At 72.5% G+C, this 21,470-nt stretch carries 19 protein-coding genes; 6 read left to right on the top strand and 13 right to left on the bottom strand.

The window, feature by feature from the left end; all coding sequences use genetic code 11:
- Positions 1-18: 18 nt before the first annotated feature.
- The 9 genes from AB0B41_RS03090 to AB0B41_RS03130 all read right to left on the bottom strand — a co-directional run bounded on the left by AB0B41_RS03090 (position 19) and on the right by AB0B41_RS03130 (position 8,930).
- Positions 19-1,389 carry an MFS transporter gene (locus AB0B41_RS03090; RefSeq protein WP_358198328.1) on the bottom strand — a complete coding sequence of 457 codons (1,371 nt, stop codon included), beginning with the start codon at positions 1,387-1,389 and terminating at the stop codon, positions 19-21.
- A gap of 3 nt (positions 1,390-1,392) precedes the next feature.
- On the bottom strand, positions 1,393-1,884 hold the full coding sequence (locus AB0B41_RS03095; protein WP_358198330.1) for a lipocalin-like domain-containing protein: 492 nt from the start codon (positions 1,882-1,884) through the stop codon (positions 1,393-1,395).
- Positions 1,881-3,236 carry an MFS transporter gene (locus AB0B41_RS03100; protein WP_358198332.1) on the bottom strand — a complete coding sequence of 452 codons (1,356 nt, stop codon included), beginning with the start codon at positions 3,234-3,236 and terminating at the stop codon, positions 1,881-1,883. Before AB0B41_RS03100 ends, AB0B41_RS03095 begins: the two co-directional genes overlap by 4 nt.
- A gap of 31 nt (positions 3,237-3,267) precedes the next feature.
- Positions 3,268-3,495: a cupin domain-containing protein gene (locus tag AB0B41_RS03105; protein WP_358198334.1), complete on the bottom strand. Its 228-nt coding sequence runs from the start codon at positions 3,493-3,495 to the stop codon at positions 3,268-3,270.
- Positions 3,496-3,565: 70 nt separating this feature from the next.
- Complete coding sequence (locus AB0B41_RS03110; protein ID WP_358198336.1) at positions 3,566-4,735, bottom strand: transporter; 1,170 nt, start codon at positions 4,733-4,735, stop codon at positions 3,566-3,568.
- Positions 4,735-5,169 carry an OB-fold domain-containing protein gene (locus AB0B41_RS03115; RefSeq protein WP_358198338.1) on the bottom strand — a complete coding sequence of 145 codons (435 nt, stop codon included), beginning with the start codon at positions 5,167-5,169 and terminating at the stop codon, positions 4,735-4,737. Before AB0B41_RS03115 ends, AB0B41_RS03110 begins: the two co-directional genes overlap by 1 nt.
- An 11-nt stretch (positions 5,170-5,180) precedes the next feature.
- A complete protein-coding gene (locus tag AB0B41_RS03120) occupies positions 5,181-6,371 on the bottom strand; it encodes an SRPBCC family protein (RefSeq protein ID WP_358198341.1) in 1,191 nt (396 codons plus the stop codon).
- Between the two features lie 244 nt (positions 6,372-6,615).
- Positions 6,616-8,031, bottom strand: coding sequence for an aldehyde dehydrogenase family protein (locus AB0B41_RS03125; protein WP_358198343.1), 1,416 nt, complete (start codon positions 8,029-8,031; stop codon positions 6,616-6,618).
- Positions 8,032-8,177: 146 nt separating this feature from the next.
- Positions 8,178-8,930 (bottom strand): SDR family oxidoreductase, encoded by a 753-nt coding sequence (locus AB0B41_RS03130; RefSeq protein WP_358198345.1) that lies wholly within the window; start codon positions 8,928-8,930, stop codon positions 8,178-8,180.
- A gap of 114 nt (positions 8,931-9,044) precedes the next feature.
- Between AB0B41_RS03130 and AB0B41_RS03135 the strand changes: the two genes are divergently transcribed.
- The 5 genes from AB0B41_RS03135 to AB0B41_RS03155 all read left to right on the top strand — a co-directional run bounded on the left by AB0B41_RS03135 (position 9,045) and on the right by AB0B41_RS03155 (position 14,806).
- Entirely contained in the window at positions 9,045-9,680 is a 636-nt protein-coding gene (locus AB0B41_RS03135) for a TetR family transcriptional regulator (protein ID WP_358198348.1), read from the top strand.
- A 190-nt stretch (positions 9,681-9,870) separates the two neighbouring features.
- Positions 9,871-11,382: an AMP-binding protein gene (locus AB0B41_RS03140; protein ID WP_358198350.1), complete on the top strand. Its 1,512-nt coding sequence runs from the start codon at positions 9,871-9,873 to the stop codon at positions 11,380-11,382.
- Positions 11,379-12,470 carry a hypothetical protein gene (locus tag AB0B41_RS03145; protein ID WP_358198352.1) on the top strand — a complete coding sequence of 364 codons (1,092 nt, stop codon included), beginning with the start codon at positions 11,379-11,381 and terminating at the stop codon, positions 12,468-12,470. The genes AB0B41_RS03140 and AB0B41_RS03145 overlap by 4 nt, the downstream gene beginning before the upstream one ends.
- 38 nt (positions 12,471-12,508) lie before the next feature.
- Complete coding sequence (locus AB0B41_RS03150) at positions 12,509-13,624, top strand: NDMA-dependent alcohol dehydrogenase (protein WP_358198354.1); 1,116 nt, start codon at positions 12,509-12,511, stop codon at positions 13,622-13,624.
- A 15-nt stretch (positions 13,625-13,639) separates the two neighbouring features.
- Positions 13,640-14,806 carry an LLM class flavin-dependent oxidoreductase gene (locus AB0B41_RS03155; protein ID WP_358198356.1) on the top strand — a complete coding sequence of 389 codons (1,167 nt, stop codon included), beginning with the start codon at positions 13,640-13,642 and terminating at the stop codon, positions 14,804-14,806.
- A gap of 41 nt (positions 14,807-14,847) precedes the next feature.
- Here the strand turns inward: AB0B41_RS03155 and AB0B41_RS03160 are convergent, their stop codons facing one another.
- The 4 genes from AB0B41_RS03160 to AB0B41_RS03175 are packed head-to-tail and all read right to left on the bottom strand — an operon-like array spanning position 14,848 to position 20,332.
- On the bottom strand, positions 14,848-16,287 hold the full coding sequence (locus tag AB0B41_RS03160; protein WP_358198358.1) for an amidohydrolase: 1,440 nt from the start codon (positions 16,285-16,287) through the stop codon (positions 14,848-14,850).
- A gap of 1 nt (position 16,288) precedes the next feature.
- Positions 16,289-17,521 (bottom strand): amidohydrolase, encoded by a 1,233-nt coding sequence (locus tag AB0B41_RS03165; RefSeq protein ID WP_358198361.1) that lies wholly within the window; start codon positions 17,519-17,521, stop codon positions 16,289-16,291.
- Between the two features lie 10 nt (positions 17,522-17,531).
- The gene (locus tag AB0B41_RS03170) at positions 17,532-18,881 is read right to left on the bottom strand and encodes an L-serine ammonia-lyase (RefSeq protein ID WP_358198363.1); all 1,350 of its coding nucleotides are present in this window, start codon (positions 18,879-18,881) and stop codon (positions 17,532-17,534) included.
- Entirely contained in the window at positions 18,878-20,332 is a 1,455-nt protein-coding gene (locus AB0B41_RS03175) for an MFS transporter (RefSeq protein WP_358198365.1), read from the bottom strand. The genes AB0B41_RS03170 and AB0B41_RS03175 overlap by 4 nt, the downstream gene beginning before the upstream one ends.
- Before the next feature lie 107 nt (positions 20,333-20,439).
- Between AB0B41_RS03175 and AB0B41_RS03180 the strand changes: the two genes are divergently transcribed.
- On the top strand, positions 20,440-21,441 hold the full coding sequence (locus AB0B41_RS03180) for an Lrp/AsnC family transcriptional regulator (RefSeq protein WP_358198367.1): 1,002 nt from the start codon (positions 20,440-20,442) through the stop codon (positions 21,439-21,441).
- Positions 21,442-21,470 lie beyond the last annotated feature (29 nt).

Below are 21,470 nucleotides of genomic sequence, written 5' to 3' on the forward strand. Positions count from 1 at the left end.
TGGTGGGGCGCAGCGCGATCAGGACAGGACGGACGTCGGTGCGAGGCGGACGGACCGGGACCGGCGGACCTCGGCGACCCGATAGACGACGGCGAGCGCACCCACCACCACCGGGGCCGCGAGGGAGATCGCGAGGATGGTCGGGGTGGGCAGGCCCGCCGCGATCAGGGCGCCCCCGAGAGCAGGCGCGAACAGGCCACCGATCCGGGAGAATCCGGTGGCCCAGCCCAGCCCGATCGCCCGGATCGGCGTCGGGTAGGCGAGGGCTGCCAACGCGGTGACCGCCGATGCGGTGCCGAGCGACCCGAACCCGTAGAAGAACGCGATCAGGACGACGAGCCCGTCCGGCGCGCCCGCACCGAGGGCGAGGACCAGAAGGATCGCCGCGACGATCTGCACCACCGGGCCCGCCGCGATCATCGCCGCGCGCGGCCGCAGCCGGTCCATCAGAACGCCCAGCGTGATCCCGCCCAGGATCCCGCCGAGCGAGGCGACCGAGGTCGCGAGCGCCGCACCGGCCTCCCCCACCCCCGCCCGACCGAGCAGCGAGGGCAGCCAGCTGAAGATGAAGTAGCTGGTGAACAGGGCGAAGAACAACATGAACCATACGGTCAGCGTCCGTCCGGCGAACCCGTCGCGGAACAGCACGCCGATTCGGCGCAGACCGCCGGGTCCGGTCGGGCCCTCCACGGGGTACGGACCCTCGATCGGGTAGCTCCGCGTCGGATCGACGCGACCGAGCAGTAGGGCGACGGTCGGGTACCGCCGCTTCCGCGCGAGGAACTCGATCGACTCCGGGAGCAGGAACCAGGTCGCGAGCAGGAGCAGCAGCGGGAGCGCGCCGGCGATGAGCAGCAGCGTCGCGCCGCCGAACCGCGGGACGACCGCTGCCGCGATGAACCCGATCACCATGCCGCCGCCCGCGGCCCCGACGCTGACCACGGTCTGGATCGTGGCCTTCAGCCTGCTCGGGGTGAACTCCGCGGCGAGGGCCGCGCAGGTGGGCACCGAGGCCCCGACCCCGATGCCCGCGAGGAACCGCAGGACCGCCAGCTCGGTCACCGAGCCGGCCAGGAAGCAGAGCACCGTCGCGACGCCGAACAGCAGGATGCCGAACCGCATCACCCGGCGACGCCCGACGACGTCGGCGAGCGGGACCAGCACGAACTCGGCCACCAGCTCACCGACGAGCGCCGCGACGACCACGATCGCGAACGCCTCGGGCCCTGTGCGGAAGTCCTGGGCCAGCGCCGGGATGGTGTAGCCGATCGAGAGGGCGTTGAGCCCGTCGGCGAAGGTCAGCAGGCAACAGATCGCGAGGACCCGCCGCTGGAAGCCGGAGAGCCGGCTCCGGTCGACGACCTCGGTGATGCGGACGGCTCCGTCCACTGGTCACTCCTCGATGAGAGGCGAACGCGGGTAGGGACGACCGGCGAGCGGGCGCCACTTCAGCTCGTCGTACAGCAGCCGTCCGGACCGGGTTCGGCGTTCCTCCGTGCGCAGCACCAGCAGCCCGTCCTCCCGGCGCGCGACCCGCACCAGGTCCGTGCCCGGGTGTTCCGGGTAGAGGGAGATGTCGAGGTGGTGGGTCACCGTGTCCCCCGCCAGCTCGAACCAGCCGCCGTACCCGACGAAGCCCAGGGCCGCGGCGCCGCGCGTCGCGTCGTCGACCTGCAGGAAGTCGCCGTCGGCGGGCCAGGCGCGGTCACGCTGCATCAGCAGCGCGGTCACCCGCCCGTCGGGTTGGTAGCTGATGCGGCCCACCGGGTCGGGGCCGAGGACGTCGCCGATGACCTCGCCGTCGACGAGCCGCACGAAGCGGACCAGGTCCCAGGTGCCGTACAGCTGCTCGGCGGACAGTGCGGCGCGTTCGCTCGTACTCATGCGGTCGCCGGCGACTCGGAGGCGCCCGGTTCGACGACGGGACGCGCCTCGGGCCGGCGATCGGCCAGCCCGGTCCGGGGCACGGCGGCCACGAGGACGGACGCCGCGAGACCCACGGCCGCGAAGGCCCAGAAGGCGCCGGTCGCGCCGGCGGAGGTGGCCATGATCAGACCGACCATGATCGGCCCGACGACGCCGCCGAGCCGGCCGAGGCCGGTGCAGAGGCCGAGGACGGTCCCGCGCGAGGCAGCCGGGTAGTAGATCCCCGCGAACCCGTAGACGGCGGTCTGCGACGAGGCGCAGAAGCCGATCAGGAGCACCAGGGCGAACACCACGCCCTGCGCCGGCCCCAGCGTCAGCGTGGCGACGGCCAACGCGCCCAGGACGAAGCCGGTCGAGATCACCTTGCGGGAGCCGAAGCGGTCCGCCAGCCCGGTCAGGACGACCATGCCGATGGCGCTGCCGATGTTGAACGCCAGGAGGAAGGTGAGCGCGGAGCCGAGGTCGTAGCCGGTGGACCGGAGGATCTGCGGGATCCAGGTGTTCATGCCGTACGAGACGAGCAGCCCGAAGAAGCTGATCAGGGGGAACAGCACGGTGGCGAGGCGGAAGCCCGGGACGAACAGGGTCCGCAGGGCGGACCGCCGCCGGCCGTCCGCGACGGGCGGAGCCGCCTGCAGCGCGACGGCCGACTCCGCGCTCCGACCCAGGTCGTACCGCTCGGCCAGCGCCTGCGCCTCCTCGTGCCGGCCACGGGCCACGAGGAAGGCGAGTGACTCCGGCAGGTTCCGGTAGGCCACCACGAACAGCCCGATCCCGATGACACCAGCGGCCGCGAAGAGCGAGTGCCAGCCGAACGCCGGGATGACGAAGATCGCGATGACCGAGATGATCGCGCCACCGATCGGGAAGCCGGTCTGGATCACACCGTTGTAGAACTGGCGGCGTTCGATCCGCACGTACTCCATCGTCAGCGCGATCACCGTGGGCAGCGCCCCGCCGAAGCCGAGGCCGGCCAGCAGGCGGAAGGCGCCGAACATCTGCAGGTTCGTCGCCACCGCGCACAGTCCGGTGAAGATGCTGAAGCTCGCGACGCAGGCGAGCACGATGGGTCGGCGGCCGACGATGTCGGTGAGGTACCCGGCGAGCATCGCGCCGAGCATCATTCCGATCAGCGAGAGGCTGCCGATGAATCCGGCCTCGACCGCTGTGATGCCCCATTCCTTGTTCTGGATCAGGACGGGCATGACGGCGCCGAACATGAGCAGGTCGATGCCGTCGAGGACGGTGACCGCGAGGCAGGTCAGGACGACCGCCCTGGACCCCGCGGTACGCGCGGCAGGTCGGGACATTGGTGGCTCCTTGGACTCGTCGTCGAGTACGTCAGGTGGTGGGTGTGCGGGTGCCCCCGACGATCGTCGAGAGCACCCGCACCGGCTCCGACGACCTGTTCTGCCAGGCGTGCCTGCTGCCGTTCACCACGACGAGATCGCCGGCACGCAGCGCGACCTCGCCTTCGTCGAGCTCGAGCACGACCTCGCCGGACAGGACCACGTTCACGTCGACCGGGTCCGTCGAATGGAAGCCCGGCCGCTCCCCCGTGCTCTGCACGATGTCGTCCGGGTCCTCGCCGGTCGTGCCCGCGGGGATGGTCCGCCCTCGCCGGTCACCACGCGGCGCATCAGAGGGCCGCCGCGCTCGCGAACAGCGCCGTGGAGACGACCGGGTCGCCCGGGCCGCCGGTCATCAGGGACAGGTTCGCGTCGGCCACCTGGTTGGTGGAGGTGCCCCGGATCTGCCGGACGGCCTCGCCGACCAGGCTCATGCCGTGGATGAAGCCCTCGGCGAGGTTGCCGCCGGAGGTGTTGATCGGCAGCCCGCCGTTCGGGGCGATGAGGTTGTCGAACGTGACGAACTCGCCCGCGCCCTCCGGCGTGCAGAAGCCGTGCTCGATCAGGGCCGACACGCCCATCCCGGTCATGTTCTCGTAGATCTGCGCGACGTCGACGTCGCCCGGCCCGTAGCCGGTGTCCGCCCACAGCCGGTCGGCCACGCCCTGGAAGCCTGCCGACCAGTACGGGTTGCCGCTCTCCTCGCGCATCCCCCAGCCCGACGCGGCACCCATCGGCGCGCCGAGCAGGTAGGCGGGCCTCTGTTTGAGGTCCTTCGCCCGCTCCGCGGACACCAGGATGACGGCGGACCCGGCGTCGTTCTCCCGGGAGCAGTCGAAGAGGTGGTAGGGCTCGGAGACCCAGCGGGACTCCTCGTAGGTCTCGGCGTCGAGCTCGGTGTCCCGGCCGATCGCCCGGGGGTTGCGCTTCGCGTGGTGGTACGAGGCCAGCGCCATGTCCCGCAACGTGCGCGCGGGCACGCCCTCGGCCTCGATCAGCCGCATCGACCGCAACGCGCACAGCTGTGCGGGCGAGTCCAGGCCGTTGACCAGGTGCTGGGGTGACGTGTCGTCCTGCGCCACGTCCACGCGCAGCCGGCGGCCGCGGTACTCCGACATCGCCCGGTACACCGCGACCACGTCCGCCTGCCCGGTGACGATCGCCGTGGCCGCGAGGCCCAGCGCACCCGGGATCCCGCCGCCGTGCGTCCACACCAGAGCGCCGAAGCGCAGCTCCTTGGTGCCGAGCGCGGGCATCATGCGCTGGCCGTCGTTGCGCTCGGAACCGTAGGACACGAACCCGTCGATCTCCGACGGGTCGATCCCGGCGTCCTCCGCGGCGGCCACGATGGCGCGCAGTGCCAGCTTCAACGCGGGCTCACCCGACGTGCCCCGCTTGTACCAGGGCGTCTCGCCGACGCCGACGACCGCCGTCGTCCCTCGCATGATCGCGCCGACCATCAGTTCACCACGCTCCACCGCACGGCCGGGTACCCCTTCGACTTCTCCGACGGCGGGTCGATGTGCCCGCGCACCTCCGCACCGACGTGCACGCCCTCGTCCGGCCCGGCGAGCACGCCGACCACCCGGGCCCCGTCGGCCGCCGGCACCTCCGCGACGACCACGACGTACGGGAGGTCCTCGGTGCGCTCCTTCGTGCGGTCGAACGCGTAGTGGGCGCGGGTCCAGGAGTAGATCCGCCCGCTCATCTCCACCGGCTCCCAGAGCTGGTCCCAGGCGCCGCAGTGCCCGCAGCGGAAGTGCGCCGGCCACATCCAGCGCTTGCAGTCCGCACAGCGGGGCAGCCGGAACTCGCCCTCCTCCAGGGACTCCCAGTAACGGTCGTCCGCGCCGATGCCCCCGGTGATCCGGTGGGCGTGGAAGCTGTACTCCACGGGTCCCCTCCTCATCCCCAGTGCCGGGGGTCGTCCAGCGCGGCCGCCATCCAGCGGTGGAAGTGCTGGTTGGCGATCTCGTTGCGGCCGAAGAGCAGCGGGCCGATGTCGGTGTTCGACACGGCCTTCTGCAGGCCCTCGTTGACCACGAGGTCCTCGTCCCGCAGCACGGCCATGAGGATGTTCCAGTTCTTGTCCCAGCGGGCCTTCTGCTCGTCGGTCACGGCGGGCTCACGGGTGAGGATCCGCATCTGCATCCGGGTGCCGGCGGCGGTGCCCGGCGCGGGCACGAAGTTGAGCACCTCGAGGTGGTCCGGCTGGCGGAGCACGCTCATGTTCGGCATGAGGAAGTGCGCGACGGTGATGTGCCGGTCGATCTCGGCCGTCTCCGGGTCCTGCCCGCGGACCTTGTCGACGCTCTTGCGCGCGGAGACCATGCGGCCGTGCCGGCCCATCGGCTGCCAGGTCTGCAGGTTGTTGTAGAAGTACGGCGCGACGGTGCCGGTGTGGGCGTACGCGATGTGGTAGCCGTCGAGGAAGGCGTCCATGAGCACCTTCCAGTTGATGTCCACGTCGAAGTTCCCCGCGACGTAGCAGGTGTAGCGGTCCATCTCCAGCGCGCCGAGGGACGCCTCGAACTCCGGGCCGAGCCACTCGCCGACGTCGATCTTCCGGTCGTCCGCCGCGGAGTCGACGACCCAGACGAAGCCGTGCCGCTCCTCGACCGGCACCTCCTTGAGGCCCAGGCAGGACTTGTCGACCTCGCCGAAGGTCGGCTCGTCCGCGATCGCCCGCAGCGAGCCGTCCCCGGCGTAGGACCAGCCGTGGTAGCGGCAGGAGAAGAACCGCCGCGAGCCGGTGTCCTCGTTCACCAGCCGCGCGCCGCGATGCCGGCAGGTGTTGACGAAGCCGCGCACCTGGCCGTCGGCCTGGCGGACCAGCACCACCTCGTTGTTCGGCAGCTGGGCCACGAGGAAGTCGTTGCGGTTCGGCAGCTCGCTGCCGTGGGCGGCGATGATCGGCACGTGGCCGAACAGATCGGCGCGCTCCCGCGCGGCGAGGGCGGGGTCCGAGTAGACCCGCGCGTCGATCTCGAGGACCTCGGGCGCGAGGTCGGTCGTGCCGTGGTCGAGGTGGTCGAAGAGGGCGCGGGCGAACCCGGCCTTCGTCTCCGCGTCGTAGGGCAGGTCGGCGTACACCATCGGGGCCCTCCTCCTGAGGGCCGCCCTCCACTGTGGATGATGCCGTGGTGGTGGACGGCTCCGGCTCGTCGTCGTCGACGATTGTCGGGAACGGGAAAATGTGACCGGGAGAATCCGCTCGCGCGGCCCTGGAAAGAGGCCCGCTCCACGTATCGCCCGGTTGATGGTGGCGCCGCCGCGCACCGTTCCGGTGCGTGGTCGACGTCACCTTATTGGGTTAGGTTGCCGAGGTCAAGACGCAGCCCTACAGCTGCAGGCTCTTGATCTCGACGAACTCGTCGAGGCCGAACGCGCCGCCCTCGCGACCGTGACCGGACTGCTTGAAGCCGCCGAACGGGGCCGCGCCGTTGAACCGGCCGCCGTTGACCTCGATCTGGGTCGCGCGCAGCCGGCGCGCGACGGCCTGTGCCCGGGCCGGGTCCGCGGACCAGACCGCCCCGGCGATCCCGTAGATCGTGCCGTTCGCGATGGCGACGGCCTCCTCCTCGGAGTCGAACGGGATGATCGACAGGACCGGGCCGAAGATCTCCTCCTGCGCGACGGTGGCCGTCGGTGCGACATCGGAGAGAACGGTCGGGGCGACGAAGAAACCCGGACCTGCGGGCGCTTCGGACGAGCCGGTGACCAGCTTCGCCCCCTCCTCGAGGCCCGTTCGCACGTAGTTCAGGATCTTGTCGCGCTGCGCGGCGGTGACCACGGGACCGAGCTTGGTGGCGTCCGCAGTGGGGTCGCCGGGGACATAGACCTCCGCCGCGGCCTTCGCCAGCGCCTCCGCCTGCCCGAGCCGGGCACGCGGCACGAGCATCCGGGTCTGCGCGTTGCAGGACTGTCCACCGTTCATGTAGCAGGCCCGCACGGTGTGCGGGACGGCCTCGGCGAACTCCTCGTCGGACAGGTCGTCGAGCAGGACCGCAGCACTCTTGCCGCCGAGCTCCAGCGACACCCGCTTCACGGTGGCCGCGGCGAGTTCGAGGATCCGCTTGCCGACGGCGTTCGACCCGGTGAAGCTGACCATGTCGACGTCCGGGTGCACGGCGAGCGCCTCGCCGGCGACCGGCCCGTAGCCGTTGACCAGGTTGAACACCCCCGGCGGGACCCCGACGGCGTCGATCGCCTCGGCGAGCGCCCGTGCGGTGAGCGGGGCGACCTCGCTGGCCTTGACCACGACGGTGCAGCCGGCGGCGAACGCCGCGCCGATCTTCGCGGTGATCTGGTGCAGCGGGTAGTTCCAGGGCGTGATCGCCCCGACGATGCCGACCGGCTCGCGCACGATCAGCGAGGTGCGCAGCGGCTCCTCCCACGGGAAGTCCGCGGCCGCGGCCGCTGCCTCCCGCAGGTCGACGATGCCGAGCCCGACCTGGGCCCAGCGGGCGGTGCGACGCGGCGTGCCGACCTCGGCCACGACGATGTCGGTGAACTCCTCCTGCCGACGCTCCACCTCGTCGGCGAGCCGGGAGACGAGCTTGGCCCGCTCGCCGGGGTCCGTCGCGGCCCACCCCTCCAGGGCCCGCCGGGCCGCGGCGACCGCCAGGTCGACGTCCGCGGGTGAGCCCGCGGGCACGTCGCCGATCCGCTCCTCGGTGGCCGGGTTCAGCACCTCGACCCGTTCGGCGCTCGCCGAGGCGGTCCACGCCCCGTCCACGTACAGATCGAAGGTCACGACGTGCACTCCCCCTCGTCGGGCAGGCTCCGGAAAATGGGCGCAGAATCGGCCCCAGAAACGGCGCGGACAACACGGTCACAGGGAATTCCGTGACGACCGATCTTTACCTTACGAGTGTAGATAGAACGTTGTCAACGGTGGCCTCATGCCACACCCCCGCTGACCGGCAGCGTGTGCCCCGTGACCATCGCGGCGGCGGGCGAGCAGAGGTACACGACGGCGGCCGCGACCTCCTCGGGCCGCACCGCGCGCTCGACGAACTGCCCGCTCGACACCTGCTCGGCGACCGCCTCGGGGGTGAACCACGCCTCGACGGTAGGGGTGAGGGTCAACCCGGGCGCGACGGCGTTCACCCGGATCCCCTCCGCCGCGTACTGCTTGGCGGCGTACCGGGTCAGATGGACCACGCCGGCCTTGGCGGCGGCGTAGGCCGGCGAGGCGGTCGTCTGCGGACTCACCCCCGCGCTCGACGCCATGGTGACGATCGCGCCCCCGCCGCGGGCCCGTATGGCGGGGATCTCGTACTTCATGCCCAGCCACGCCGAGGTCAGCGACATGCCGAGGATCCAGTTCCACCTCTCGAGCGAGGTGGTGGTGACGGTGCGGCCGAGCTCACCCCGGCCGACGTTGTTCAGGGCGAGGTCGAGCCCGCCGAACTCGTCGACGACCCGGCCCACCATGTCCGCGACCTCCGCCTCCGCGGTCGCGTCCACGCGCACGAACAGGCTGCGCGCACCGTCGGCGGCCAGCTCCTCCGCCGCAGCCACTCCGCGATCGGGGTCGAGGTCGGCGATCGCCACCGCCGCGCCCGCCTCCGCCAACGCCCGCGCCGACGCCAGCCCGATCCCCGAGGCTCCCCCGGTCACCAGAGCGATCTTCCCGTCCAGCACACCCATGGCCGGCCCTCCCGCCGCCGGGACCAGGCCAGGTCCCGAATCCAGCGGACCGTACCTTACGCAAATAGGTGATGAGGAGACCCGAGGTGATCGCGGGTGCGCCATACTCCCGCCATGCCGCGGCCCGCCCAGCCTCTCCTGAGCTACTCGTCGATCGTGTCGTCGGCGTTGGCGATCATCGACGAGGAGGGCCTGGAGGCGTTCAGCCTGAAGCGCCTCGCCCGCGAGATGAACGTGCAGGCGCCGTCGCTCTACTACCACTTCCCGGACAAGGCCTCGATCCTCGAGGCGGTCGCCCGGGCGATCGTGCTGGAGACGCCCCGGCCGCGACACCGGGACCCGGACGACTGGGTCGAGTACTTCGTCACCCAGAGCCTCAACTTCCGGCGGACGATCCTGCGGCACGCGAACGCGGCCCCCGTACTGCTCCAGTTCATGCCGCGGGACGTCTTCGCCCCCGTCTACGAGATCTCGGCCGCGTTCCTCTCCGAGGTCGGCGTACCTGACCACCTGCAGGTTCTCGTGCTCGACGGTCTCGACCGCTTCACCCTGGGCGCCGCGCTGACCGAGGCGATGAAGCGCCCCGCGACCCGCAAGGAGATCTTCCCCGACGTCGACCCCGGGTCGGAGCCGGCGCTCACGCGGGCGATCGAGGCCAACGACCTCGATCCCGAGACGCTGTGGGCCGAGTCGATCCGGACCTTCCTCCGCGGCATCGACGACCCGCGCCTCGGCCGCCGCCGCCCCTGATCCGGGCGTACCGGCCGACCCTTGACACCCCTCTACCTACCTACGTAAGGTAAGTTTTCGTTCGGCGATTTCCCGAACAATTCCGTGCGATACCTCGTCAATGCAGACAGGAGTGCGGACGAATGCCTTCGTGTTCCGTCTCGTCGCGCTTTCGGCCCCGTCTTCTCCTGCCCACCACCGGGAGAAACGCATGATCACCGACGGCGTCCGCTGGTGGGCGCGCAACAACCCCGAGCGCCTCGCGATCGTCTTCGACGGCGCGGACGAGGTGGACTACGCGACCCTCGACCGCTGGACCGACAACGCCGCCCGCCGGCTCGCCGCACTCGGCGTCGGCACCGGTGACCGGGTCGGCTTCGTCGGCGCCAACAGTCTCGAGTGGATCGCCGCGGCGATCGGGGCCCTGAAACTCGGGGCGATCGCCGTCCCGTTCAACAACCGCTTCACGGCGACGGAGTTCCGTCACCAGCTCACCGACGCGGAGCCCGTCGCGGTGGTCGCCGACGAGGCGTCGGCCGAGCGGATGGCGGAGGCCATCGGCGACGACGACGTGCAGTTCCTGTCGATGGAGTCCTTCGCCGCACAGCGGACCGAACCGCACATCCCGGTGCCTCCGCCCCCGGTGGCGCCGGACGACGTCGCGATCATCGTCTACACCAGCGGCACCACGTCGAAGCCCAAGGGCGTGACGCTCTCGCACCGCAGCTTCGTCAGCTTCCTTACCGAGTTCGCGGTGACCGAGCCCGTGATGCGCCCGGGTGGCCGGATGATCTTCGTGCTGTCGATGTCCGGGATGCCGGGACTGCCCTGGCACGTCCTGCACCCGTTGACCCGCGGCATGACGCTGTTCTACGAGCGCGGCTTCGACGCCAAGGCCATGTTGCAGCGGATCAGCGAGCAGCGCGTCGAGGTCGTGTGCGGGGTCCCGCTGCTGTTCGAGCAGATGTCGGCGCTTCCCGAGTTCGCCGAGGCCGACCTCTCCTGCATCCGGCTCGCGACCGTCGCCGGTGCGCGCGTGTCCCCGGACAACCTCAAGGTCTGGCTGGACAAGGGCGTCGTGCTGCGGCAGTCCTACGGGATGACGGAGCTGCACGGGCTCTCGTCGATGAACCCCGTGGAGGAGGCGATCGCGCACCCGGAGGCGGTGGGCCGCGGCTCGGTCTTCACCCCGCACCGCGTCGTCCGGGCGGACGGGACCGAGTGCGACCCCGGCGAGGAGGGCGAGATCGTCGCGAGGGGCCCGTCGATCACGCCAGGTTACTGGCGGAACCCCGAGGCGACGGAGGCGGCGTGGCGGGGTGGCTGGTTCCACACCGGCGACCTCGGCGTGGCCGACGAGACCGGCCTGATCCGGATGGTCGACCGCGTCAAGGACCTGATCATCTCCGGTGGGTACAACATCGCGCCGTCGGAGATCGAGAACGTGATCGCCGGGCTGCCCGGGGTCGACGAGGTGTGCGTGGTCCCCGTGGCCGACGAGCGGTTCGGCGAGACCCCCGCTGCCGTCGTGCACGGCCTCGGCGCACCGGACGCGGCGACCGTCGTCGCCCACTGCAGCGAGCACCTGGCCGGCTACAAGGTTCCCCGGTACGTGGTCCACGCCGCGAAACCGCTGCCGCGCATGGCGAGCGGCAAGATCGCGCGCCGCGAGATCCGGGAGCTCTACGCCGACGTCCCGACCACACACGCCAAGGTCCGATGAGCGAGCGTGCGAGCGGATCATCGGCACAGCGCACCGCGGTCCGGTCCCCCACCGCCCTGGAGGGGATCACGCCGGAGTGGCTGACCGGGATCCTCGCGGGCACCACCCCGGGCGTCGAGGTCGCCGAGGTGGCGGTCGACTCCGTCACCCGGGGCACCGCGACCAAGGTCATGCTGCGGGTCCGGTACGCGGCGAACCCGCCCGGCGGACCACCGGAGGCGTTGTGCCTCAAGGGCGGGTTCGACGACGCCCTGCGCGCCCTCGGCCACCGCGGCTACCGCGCCGAGGCCCGCTTCTACGCCGACATCGCGCCCGCGCTCGGCGACACCGTGCCGCGCTGCTGGGGTACCGAGGTCGACGACCAGGGTGAGCAGGGCCTCGTCGTGCTCGACGACCTCCGCGGGCCCGGGATCGATTTCGGTCGTCCGCAGGACCGCTACACGCCGGACCAGGTCGCGGCCGCGCTGGAGCTGCTGGCCCACATGCACGGGCGGAGTTGGGACCGCACCGGCCCGGGGGCGACGGCCTGGCTCGTCGTCGGTTCGCCGCAGTACCGGACCGTCGTGACGGGCTTCCTGTCCGAGACCCACTGGGCGACGGCCATGGAGCGCCCCACCACGGACAGCTTCACCCCCGCCATGCGGGACCGGCGGCGCGTCGAGCGGGCGATGCACCGGCTGTGGGAGATCGACGACGGCGAGGTCCAGTCCCTCGCCCACGGCGACCCGCACATCGGCAACACCTACCTCGTCGACGGAGTGATCCGCTTCCTCGACTGGCAGGTCGCCTGCCTCGGCCCGTGGTCGGACGACACGGCGTACTTCCTGGTCGGGGCGCTCGACGTGGAGACCCGCCGGGCATGCGAACGCGACCTGCTGCGCACCTACCTGGCCGCGCTCGCGGCGACGGGCGCCCCCGCCCCGGCCTTCGACGAGGCGTGGACCGCCTACCGCCGGCACCACCTGCACGGCCTGCTCTTCGCCGTGTGCCCGCCCGAGAAGCAGGGCGAGGAGGTCTGCCGGCTGATGGGCGAGCGCTACGCCGCGGCCGTCGCCGACCACGACACCCTGGCCGCGCTCGGCCAGTGACCCCGCGTCCAGTGCGGACGCGACGAGGAGGAGGACCGATGAAGTCCAGGGCCGCCCTGCTGATGGAGGTGCCCGGCAAGTGGGAGGTCGTCGAGGTCGACGTCGACGCGCCCCGCGCGAACGAGGTGCTGATCCGGTACGTCGCGACCGGCCTCTGCCACTCCGACGAGCACCATGCGACCGGCGACAACGCGACCCAGGTCCTGCCCTACTGCGGCGGCCACGAGGGGGCGGGAGTGGTCGAGGAGGTGGGGCCCGGCGTCACCATGCTGAGGCCCGGGGACCACGTCGTGACCGCGTTCATCCCCGGCTGCGGGCGCTGCCGATGGTGCGCGAGCGGGATGCAGAACCTCTGCGACCTGGGTGCGTTGATCCCGAAGGGCGCCATGCTCGACGGCACGTACCGGATGCACCTCGACGGCCGCGACGTCGCACAGGCCGCGTTCGTGGGCACGTTCTCGCAGTACAGCGTGGTCCCCGAGCTGTGCTGCATCCCGATCGACAAGGACATCCCGCTGCAGACCGCGGCGCTCGTCGGCTGCGGCGTCCCCACCGGGTGGGGCTCGGCGGTCAACGCCGGCGGGGTGGAGCCCGGGAACGTCGTGATCGTGATGGGCAGCGGCGGCCTCGGGATCAACGCGGTGCAGGGCGCGAGGCACGCCGGCGCGGTGCGGATCATCGCCGCGGACCCGCTGCCCTTCCGCCGGTCGAGCGCGCTGGAGTTCGGCGCCACGGACGCCGTCGAGACGATCGAGGAGGCCGCCGACCTCGCCCGGTCGCTGACCAACGGCCAGGGGGCGGACGTGGCGGTCGTGACCACCAGCGTACTGAAGGGCGAGCACATCGCCCAGGCGTTCGACGCGGTGCGCAAGGACGGCACGGTCGTCGCCACCGCGGTCCCCGGACGGGCACCGAGCCCGATCCCCCTCGACCTCGCTCAGCTGTCCGCGTACCAGAAGCGGATCCAGGGCTGCCTCTACGGCGCGTGGTCCGCCACCAAGGCGGTCCCCGCCCTGCTCGACCTCTATCGGGCGGGCCACCTCAAGCTCGACGAGCTGATCACCCGCACGTTCACCCTCGACGAGATCAACGACGGCTACGCCGCGATGTACGAGGGCAGCACCCTGCGCAGCGTCGTCGTCCACTCCTCCTGACCCTGGAGAACCGCCATGTTGCGTTTCGGTCTGTTCATGCCGCCGTACCACAATCCCCGCCGTAGCCCGTCCGTCGCGATCGAGCAGGACCTGCGGCACATCGAGGCGCTCGACGGTCTCGGCTACTCCCAGGTCTGGTTCGGCGAGCACCACAGCGGCGGCTTCGAGTACATCCCGTCCCCCGAGCTGATGATCGCCGCGGCCGCGCAGCGGACCTCGCGGATCGAGCTGTGCAGCGGCGTGATCTCGCTGCCGTACCACCACCCGCTGATGGTCGCGGACCGGATCGCGTTCCTCGACCACATGACCCGCGGCCGCGTCCGGATCGGGTTCGGCCCGGGAGCGCTGGTCGCGGACTCGCAGATGATGGGCATGGACTACAACCTGCTCCGGCCGCGGATGGAGGAGGCGCTCGACGCGATCATCGAGCTGCTGGGGACCCCGGGACCGGTGTACCGGAAGACGGACTGGTTCACCCTCGACGACGCCCGCCTGCAGCTGCGGGGCCACCGCCCCGGGGGGATCCCGCTCGCCGTGGCCGCCGCGATGTCGCCGTCGGGCCCGAAGCTGGCCGGCCGGTACGGCCTCGGGCTGCTGTCCGTCGGCGGGACCTCGGCGGCGGCCGCCGAGCTGCTCGCGAAGACCTGGGGCATCACCGAGGCCGAGGCGGCCGCGCACGGACAGGTCGTGTCCCGCGACGACTGGGCGATCGTCGGCAACGTGCACCTCGCGGAGTCGGACGAGCAGGCGCTGGAGGACACCCGCTTCGGGCTGGCTGACTTCATGGCGTACCGGCACGTCACGACCCCGATGCAGATGATCGCCCCCGGCGAGGAGGTCCCGCACGAGGAGCTGGTCCGCCGGGTCAACGAGTCCGGCTACGGCTGCATCGGCGGCCCCGAGCGGGTCCACGAGTACGTCCGCGGGCTCGTCGAGCTGACCGGCGGATTCGGCACCTTCCTGCTCACCGCGCACGACTGGGCCGACACCGCCGCGACGACCCGGCAGTACGAGCTGTTCGCCGACGAGATCATGCCCCGCTTCACCGGTACCACCGAGTCGCTGAACCGCTCCTACGCCTGGACCGCCGAGCGCAAGGACGGTTTCAGCGAGCGCTTCCACGCCGGCATCCGCAAGGCCCAGGCCGACTACGCCGCCGGCCGGAGCGGCTCGGTGGCCTGAACGACCATGATCGAACGACACCGCGGTTCATCTCGGCGAGGTCAGGCTCCGCGGGCGGGCGGTGCGAGGAGGTCCTTCGGGATCGGGCAGACGTAGGGCGTCACGGCGGTGACCGCGGCGTGCTCGGCGCGCGCCGCCGCCAGCAGCTCGGGGCGCGTGACCAGCTCGAGCGCGGTCGCGGCGATCACCGTGGCGGCGTGCGTCATCGCCTTGTGCGCCGCCGGGAGCTTGCCCTGCGCCACGTACTGCCAGGAGTGCCACGGCGTGCCGAAGGCGGCGGCGCAGCTCAGGATCTGCACCGTCGGCGTGATCCAGCTGACGTCCCCGACATCGCTGGAGCCGTTGTTCAGGTGCCGGTGTTCGGGCGCCGCGAGCTCCGGGACGCCGTCGTGCAGACAGCGGGGATCGGCCGCCTCGAGCCCGGCGGCGATCCGGGCCCGTCGGACGTCCCCGGCCGGGAGACCGGCGCAGAACTCGGCGGCCCGGGCCTGGTCCTCGGCGTCGAACGGCACGCCGCCGACCTCGAGGAGGGTGGCGTGCAGGGCCTCCTCCAACACCCGGTTGGGCAGGATCTCCGCGCTGGCGCCCTCGAGCCCGACCTCGACCGTCGTCGACGTCATCAGCGCGGCCCCGTGCGCGATGTCGACCACCCGGTCGAAGAGCTCCTGCATCGCCGGAACGGTCTCGGCGCGGACGAGGTAGTAGACCTCGGCACTCGCCGGGACGACGTTCGGGGACTCCCCGCCCGCGTCGGTGAAGGCGTAGTGGATCCGGGCGCTGTCGGGCATGTGCTCCCGCAGGAAGTTGACCCCGACGTTCATCAGCTCGGCCGCGTCGAGCGCGCTCCGGCCCAGGTGCGGGGACACGCCAGCGTGACTCGAGATCCCGGTGAACCGGAAGCGGGCCTGGGCGTAGGCGAGGCAGCGGCCCTGCGTGGAGATCGTGCCGGTGCCGCCGGCGGGGTGCCAGGTCAGCGCGGCGTCGACGTCGTCGAACGCGCCCGCTGCGGCCATGAACGACTTGCCGGCGGCGGCCTCCTCGGCCGGGCAGCCGTAGTAGCGGACGCGACCGGGCAACCCGCGCGCCTCCAGGTGCCGGGCGAGTGCGACGGCGGCGAGCAGCGACCCGGCGCCGAGGAGGTGGTGGCCGCAGCCGTGGCCGTCCGCGGTGTCCCCCGGGCGGCGGTCCGTCGCGCCGGACTCCTGGCCGAGTCCGGCGAGCGCGTCGTACTCGCCGAGGAAGGCGATCAGCGGTCCCCCGCTGCCCTTCTCGGCCGCGAACGCGGTCGGGATGCCCCCGATGTCCCGGACAACGGCGAACCCCTCCCGCTCCACGACGGCGAGGTGCCGGGCCGTCGCGTCGTGCTCCTCCCAGCGCAGCTGGGGGTGGTCCCAGACGGCGTCGGCGAGGGCGTGGAACTCGGGCGCGAGTTCGGCGATCAACGGCTGCAGGCCCTGGGCCGAGGTCATCAGCGAGGTCATCTCAGCCCTCCAGAGTGGTGCGTGTGGCGCCGGCGGGCCGGGCCTGCTGGAGGGCGAGCAGCTCGGTGCGGAGGGACTCGTCGAGCGCGACCTCCACGACGGTCAGCGCCAGGGCCTTCGCCCCGTCGAGGATCGCGGCGTCCGCCTCCGGGCTCGCGGCCACGGCGGTGAACTCGGCGTTGTGCGGAATGGCCTCGGCGGCCCCCACCGAGACGAGGGGGTGGATCGCGGGCAGCACCTGCGAGACGTTGCCCATGTCCGTGGAGCCGCCGCCGAGGATGCGGTCCGGGTCCAGCACGCGGCCGAGCCCCCGGAAGACCCGGTTCCAGGTCTCGGCGAGACCGCCGTGCGGGGCCAGCGGCGCGTAGGGATGCTCGGTGCGGCGGTGCTCCCACGAGCAGCCGGTCGCGACCGCGCCCGCCTCGAAACAGGCGAGGACGCGGCGGCGCACGTCGCGCCAATCGTCGAGGTCGTAGGCCCGGATCTCCAGCGCGACGACGCTCCGCTCGGGAATGATGTTGGTGGCCTCGCCGCCGTGCGACACGTACGCGTTGACGTTGACGCCCGGGCCGAGCTGCTGGCGGAGCAGGCCGAGCGCGGTCAACGCGACGGTGGCGGCGGCGCCCGCGTTGATCCCCTTCTCGGGCGCGCCCGCGGCGTGCGCCGCCCGACCGGTGTAGATCACCTCGAGGCGCTCGACGGCGGTGCTGCGCATGGCGTCCGCGGGGGCGTCGGCGCCGGTGCCGCCGTGGGCCATCAGGGAGAACGTCACGTCCTCCCAGGCCCCCGCGAGCAGCAGGTCGACCTTGCCGCCGCCGTGCTCCTCGGCCGGGGTGCCGAGCAGCTTGACCCGCAGGCCCAGCTCGTCGGCGACCTCGCCCAACGCCACGGCGGCGCCGACCCCCATCGCGGCGATGAGGTTGTGCCCGCAGGCGTGCCCGACGTCCGGCAGGGCGTCGTACTCGCCGCACACGGCGACGGTCAATTCGCCGTTGCCGGTGACCGCCTCGACGGCGGTCGGGACCGCGAAGGCGCCGACCTCGGTCGCGAACCCGGCGTCCGACATCGCCCGACCGACGAGGGCGGCGGCCGCGTGCTCGGCGTAACCGAGCTCGGGGTTCGCGTGGATGGCGTGGCTCAGCGCGATCACGCGGTCGGCCTGCTCGTCGACGGAGCGCACGACGCGCTCTCGCAGCTCCGAGGCGAGCGCGGCCCGGCTGGGGGCGGTGGTCATCGGGATCTCCTCAGCAGTAGGGGACGGTCACGGCGAGACCCCCGTCGGAGGTCTCCTTGTAGCGATGGGACATGTCGCGCCCGGTCAGCCGCATGGTCTCGACGGCGACGTCGAGCGGGACGCGGTGCGCGCCGGTGCCGCGCAGGGCCAGCCGGGCGGCGTTGACGGCGGTGCCGGCGGCGATCGCGTTGCGCTCGATGCACGGGATCTGCACGAGCCCCGCGACGGGATCGCACGTCAGCCCGAGGTGGTGCTCGAGGGCGATCTCGGCGGCGTTCGCCACGACGGCGGGCGCGCCGCCGAGGACCGCGCAGTACCCCGCCGCGGCCATCGCGGCGGCGGAGCCCACCTCGCCCTGGCAGCCGACGTCGGCGCCGGAGATCGACGCGTTGTGCGCGACGATCCCGCCGACCGCCGCGGCGGTGAGCAGGAACCGGGGCACCGCCTCGGCCTCCCGGGCCTGGGTCGCGGTCAGGTGGTGGTGCAGGACCGCGGGGAGGATGCCGGCCGCCCCGTTGGTGGGGGCGGTGACCACCCGGTGGCCCGCCGCGTTCTCCTCGTTGACGGCCATCGCGTACGCCGACAGCCACTCCGGCGAGTCGAGCGGGACGGCGTCGGCGCCCAGGGCGGCGGCGAGCGCGCCTGCCCGACGCCGGGTGCCCAGCCCGCCGGGCAGCGTCCCGTGCGCGCCGAGTCCCGCGGTGAGACAGGCGCGCATCGCCGCCCACCGCTCGGTCAGGCCACGGTCGAGCTCGGGTCCATGCCGAGCGGTCTCGTTGCGCCGCACGATCTCCGCGATGTCGCAGCGCTCCGCGATGCAGTGGTCGAGCAGCTCGGCCGCCGTGGTGTACGGGTGCGGGAGGGCGACCCTGCGGTCCTCCGCCACGGTCCCCTCCTCGACGACGGCCCCGCCGCCGACCGAGTAGAAGATCCGCTCGGTCACGGCGCCGGTACGCCAGGCGCGCATCCGCAGGGCGTTGGGGTGCCCGGGCAGCCGCTCCCCCGGCACGAGCCGCACGTCCTCCGTGCGCACCGACACCGCGTGCCCGGAGGCCAGTCGCAGCAGGCGGCCGTCGCCCAACGCAGCCCACGAGCCGTGCACCTCGGCCGGGTCGCAGGTGGCGGGATCGAGCCCGCGCAGCCCGGCCACGACGGCGTCGGGCGTGCCGTGGCCGATCCCGGTGGAGCCCAGGGACCCCAGCAGCTCGACGTGCAGCCGCGTGACGTCCGGGCCGAGCGTCCGGGCGAAGGCGGCGGCCGCGCGCATCGGCCCCACGGTGTGCGACGACGAGGGCCCGATCCCGATCGCGAAGAGGTCCACCACGGACCGCAGCTCGCGAGGGGGGACCGCGACGGTCACGCGGGGACCTCGGCCGCGACCTCGACCTGGGCGGCACGGGCGGCGCGGGCGCCCCGCCGCACGCCGATCGCGAGCGCCGCGACCACGATCGCGAGCCCGGCGCAGATGCACCAGACGGCGACGTACGCGGACTCCGCGGCCACCACCTTGCCGTTCGACCCGGTCATCACCAGGGCGGACATCACGGCGGCGAAGACGGCACCCGCAACTGCGCCGGCTGCCGTGCGGGCGGTGTTGTAGAGACCGGAGAGGATGCCGACCGAGTCGCGCGGCGCTCGCTCCACGACGATCGTCGGCAGCGTCGCCGCGACCAGGCCGCCGCCGAAGCCGAGGCCCGCCTGCCAGAGCAGGACGAGCGCGACGTCGAAGTGCAGCAGAGCGGTCAGCAGGTACGAGGCGGCCGAGATCAGCGTGCCGGTGACCAGCACCGCGGTCTCGCCGACACGCTGGGTGAGCCGGGCGGCGATGGTCGTGGCCAGGAACATGGAGGCACCGAGGACCAGCAGGGCCCCGCCGAGCGCGGCACCGGTGAGCCCGAGCCCGAAGCCGGTGGCCGCCGGGTCGGTGCCGAGGAAGACCGCGGTGGGGGCAGAACTGCCGAACAGGTGCGCGCCGAACACGAACGCCGTCAGCAAGGGAAGCCCCTGTCCGCCGCGCCGCAGGACGTCGAGCGGGACGAGCGGGTGGGTCGTGCGGTTCTCCACCCGCACCCAGACCGCCAGCAGCGCCAGGCCGCCCAGGATCCCGACCAGGGTGCGGGCGTCGCCCCAGCCCCACCGGCTGCCGTTGCCGACGGCGCCGAGGAAGAGGACCAGGCCCACCGCGAGCAGCACGGCGCCGGGCCAGTCGATGCCGCCCGGCTTCCGGACGGTCGTCTCCGGGACGAGCCGGGCCAGCAGCGGCACGACGACGATCATCATGACCGCGGGGATCCACAGCGTGGCGGTCAGGCCGAGGAACTGCCTGGCGACGCCCGCGAGCAGCAGGCCGAGGCTCGCGCCGATGGTCAGCGCGCCGACCAGCAGGCCGATCGCCCGGCCGGCCCGCTCCCCCGCCCGCTCGCGGACGATCGCGAACTCCAGCGGGAGGAAGGCGGTGATCGCACCCTGCAGGACCCGACCCACGAGCAACAGCGCGAACGACGGGGCGAGGGCCACGATCACCGAGCCGAGCGCGACCAGCGAGGCGGCCAGGACGAGCAGGCGCTTGTGGCCGTAGACGTCGCCGAGCTTCGACAGGAGCGGCACACAGACCACCGTCGACAGCAGCGCCGAGGCGGTGATCCAGTTCGCGTCGGCCGAGGTCAGGCCGTAGCGCTCGATGAAGCTGGGCAGCAGGGGCGAGATCCAGCCCTGCGTGATCCCCGAGGCCAGCTCCGTGACCACCAGGAAGCCGACGATCGAGGCGACCCGCACCGGGGTCGGGACTGCGACGGGGGGACTGCTGGACATCCCGGCACGCTCCATGGGGGATCCGACGAGTGAGACCCGTGAACTATCGGCGAACCGGCGCAAGACTGCTCCATATCTGCAGGATCCGGCTCCAGTACCGTTCTCCCATGCAGGATCCGGACCGGCTGGACGACCTCGACCGACGAGTCGTCCATGCGCTACAGGTGAACCCGCGGGCGTCCTGGGCGCAGGTGGGTGCCGCCCTCGGGATCGACCCGGTCACGGCCGCGCGGCGCTGGGAGCGGCTGCGCGAGGACCGGACCGCCTGGATCACGGCCTACCCCGCTCCGTCCGGGGACCGCGGTCCGCTGGCCATCGTCGAGATCGACAGCGCCGGACACTCTCTCGAGATCGCCGACCGCCTCGTCGACGACCCGCAGTGCGCCACGATCGACATCACGTCAGGCGGCCGTGACCTCCTGCTCACCGTCACGGCGAGGGACATGGCGCAGCTCACCGAGTACCTGCTGCAGCGGCTCGGCACCCTCGACCATGCCCGTGCGGTCCGCACACACCTCGCGACCCGGGTCATCGCGGAGGGTTCGGGCTGGCGGCTCGCCGCGCTCACCGACGCCGAGCAGGCGCGCCTGCGGAAGGCCGTCACGCCGGTCGACCGCAGCGCGGCGGGGCCGCTGAACGCGGAGGAGCGGGCGGTGCTCGGCGGGCTGGTGGCCGACGGCCGGGCCTCCACCACCGAGCTGGCCGCCCACACCGGGTTGAGCCCGCGCCGCGTCCGCGACCTCGTCCGGGACCTGCTCCGCTCCGGACGGCTGGTCCTGCGGACCGAGCTGCAGGCCGCGGCCAGCGGGTGGCCGATCTACGCCTGGTTCTTCCTCCGCGTGCCCGCCGCCGCGGCGACCACGATCAGCCCGCGGCTGGGCTCGCTGCCGGAGATCCGCACGGTCCTGCAGATCGCGGGCCCGAGCAATGTGATCATGGCGGTGTGGCTGCGTGAGCTCACGGACGTCAGCAGGCTCGAGGCGGCGATCGAGAGCCAGCTCACGGCGGTCGAGATCGTCGACCGCTGCGTGGTCCTGCGCTGCACGAAGCGGGTCGGCGTGGTCCTGGACGAGACGGGACGACGAGTGCGCGGCGTCCCGATGCTCTAGTCGCCGAGGGCTGGTGGGCGAAGCGGGCG

Origin of the sequence: Pseudonocardia sp. NPDC049154, from assembly GCF_040648315.1 — a bacterium.
Taxonomy (GTDB): domain Bacteria; phylum Actinomycetota; class Actinomycetes; order Mycobacteriales; family Pseudonocardiaceae; genus Pseudonocardia.

Excerpts from the sequence above, each read along its gene's own strand:
- AB0B41_RS03165 (WP_358198361.1), bottom strand. The coding sequence starts at position 17,521 with ATGACCACCGCCCCCAGCCGGGCCGCGCTCGCCTCGGAGCTGCGAGAG.
- AB0B41_RS03155 (WP_358198356.1), top strand. The coding sequence starts at position 13,640 with ATGTTGCGTTTCGGTCTGTTCATGCCGCCGTACCACAATCCCCGCCGT.
- AB0B41_RS03140 (WP_358198350.1), top strand. The coding sequence starts at position 9,871 with ATGATCACCGACGGCGTCCGCTGGTGGGCGCGCAACAACCCCGAGCGC.
- AB0B41_RS03160 (WP_358198358.1), bottom strand. The coding sequence starts at position 16,287 with ATGACCTCGCTGATGACCTCGGCCCAGGGCCTGCAGCCGTTGATCGCC.
- AB0B41_RS03120 (WP_358198341.1), bottom strand. The coding sequence starts at position 6,371 with ATGGTGTACGCCGACCTGCCCTACGACGCGGAGACGAAGGCCGGGTTC.
- AB0B41_RS03100 (WP_358198332.1), bottom strand. The coding sequence starts at position 3,236 with ATGTCCCGACCTGCCGCGCGTACCGCGGGGTCCAGGGCGGTCGTCCTG.
- AB0B41_RS03130 (WP_358198345.1), bottom strand. The coding sequence starts at position 8,930 with ATGGGTGTGCTGGACGGGAAGATCGCTCTGGTGACCGGGGGAGCCTCG.
- AB0B41_RS03150 (WP_358198354.1), top strand. The coding sequence starts at position 12,509 with ATGAAGTCCAGGGCCGCCCTGCTGATGGAGGTGCCCGGCAAGTGGGAG.
- AB0B41_RS03175 (WP_358198365.1), bottom strand. The coding sequence starts at position 20,332 with ATGTCCAGCAGTCCCCCCGTCGCAGTCCCGACCCCGGTGCGGGTCGCC.
- AB0B41_RS03110 (WP_358198336.1), bottom strand. The coding sequence starts at position 4,735 with ATGGTCGGCGCGATCATGCGAGGGACGACGGCGGTCGTCGGCGTCGGC.
- AB0B41_RS03180 (WP_358198367.1), top strand. The coding sequence starts at position 20,440 with ATGCAGGATCCGGACCGGCTGGACGACCTCGACCGACGAGTCGTCCAT.
- AB0B41_RS03135 (WP_358198348.1), top strand. The coding sequence starts at position 9,045 with ATGCCGCGGCCCGCCCAGCCTCTCCTGAGCTACTCGTCGATCGTGTCG.
- AB0B41_RS03095 (WP_358198330.1), bottom strand. The coding sequence starts at position 1,884 with ATGAGTACGAGCGAACGCGCCGCACTGTCCGCCGAGCAGCTGTACGGC.
- AB0B41_RS03145 (WP_358198352.1), top strand. The coding sequence starts at position 11,379 with ATGAGCGAGCGTGCGAGCGGATCATCGGCACAGCGCACCGCGGTCCGG.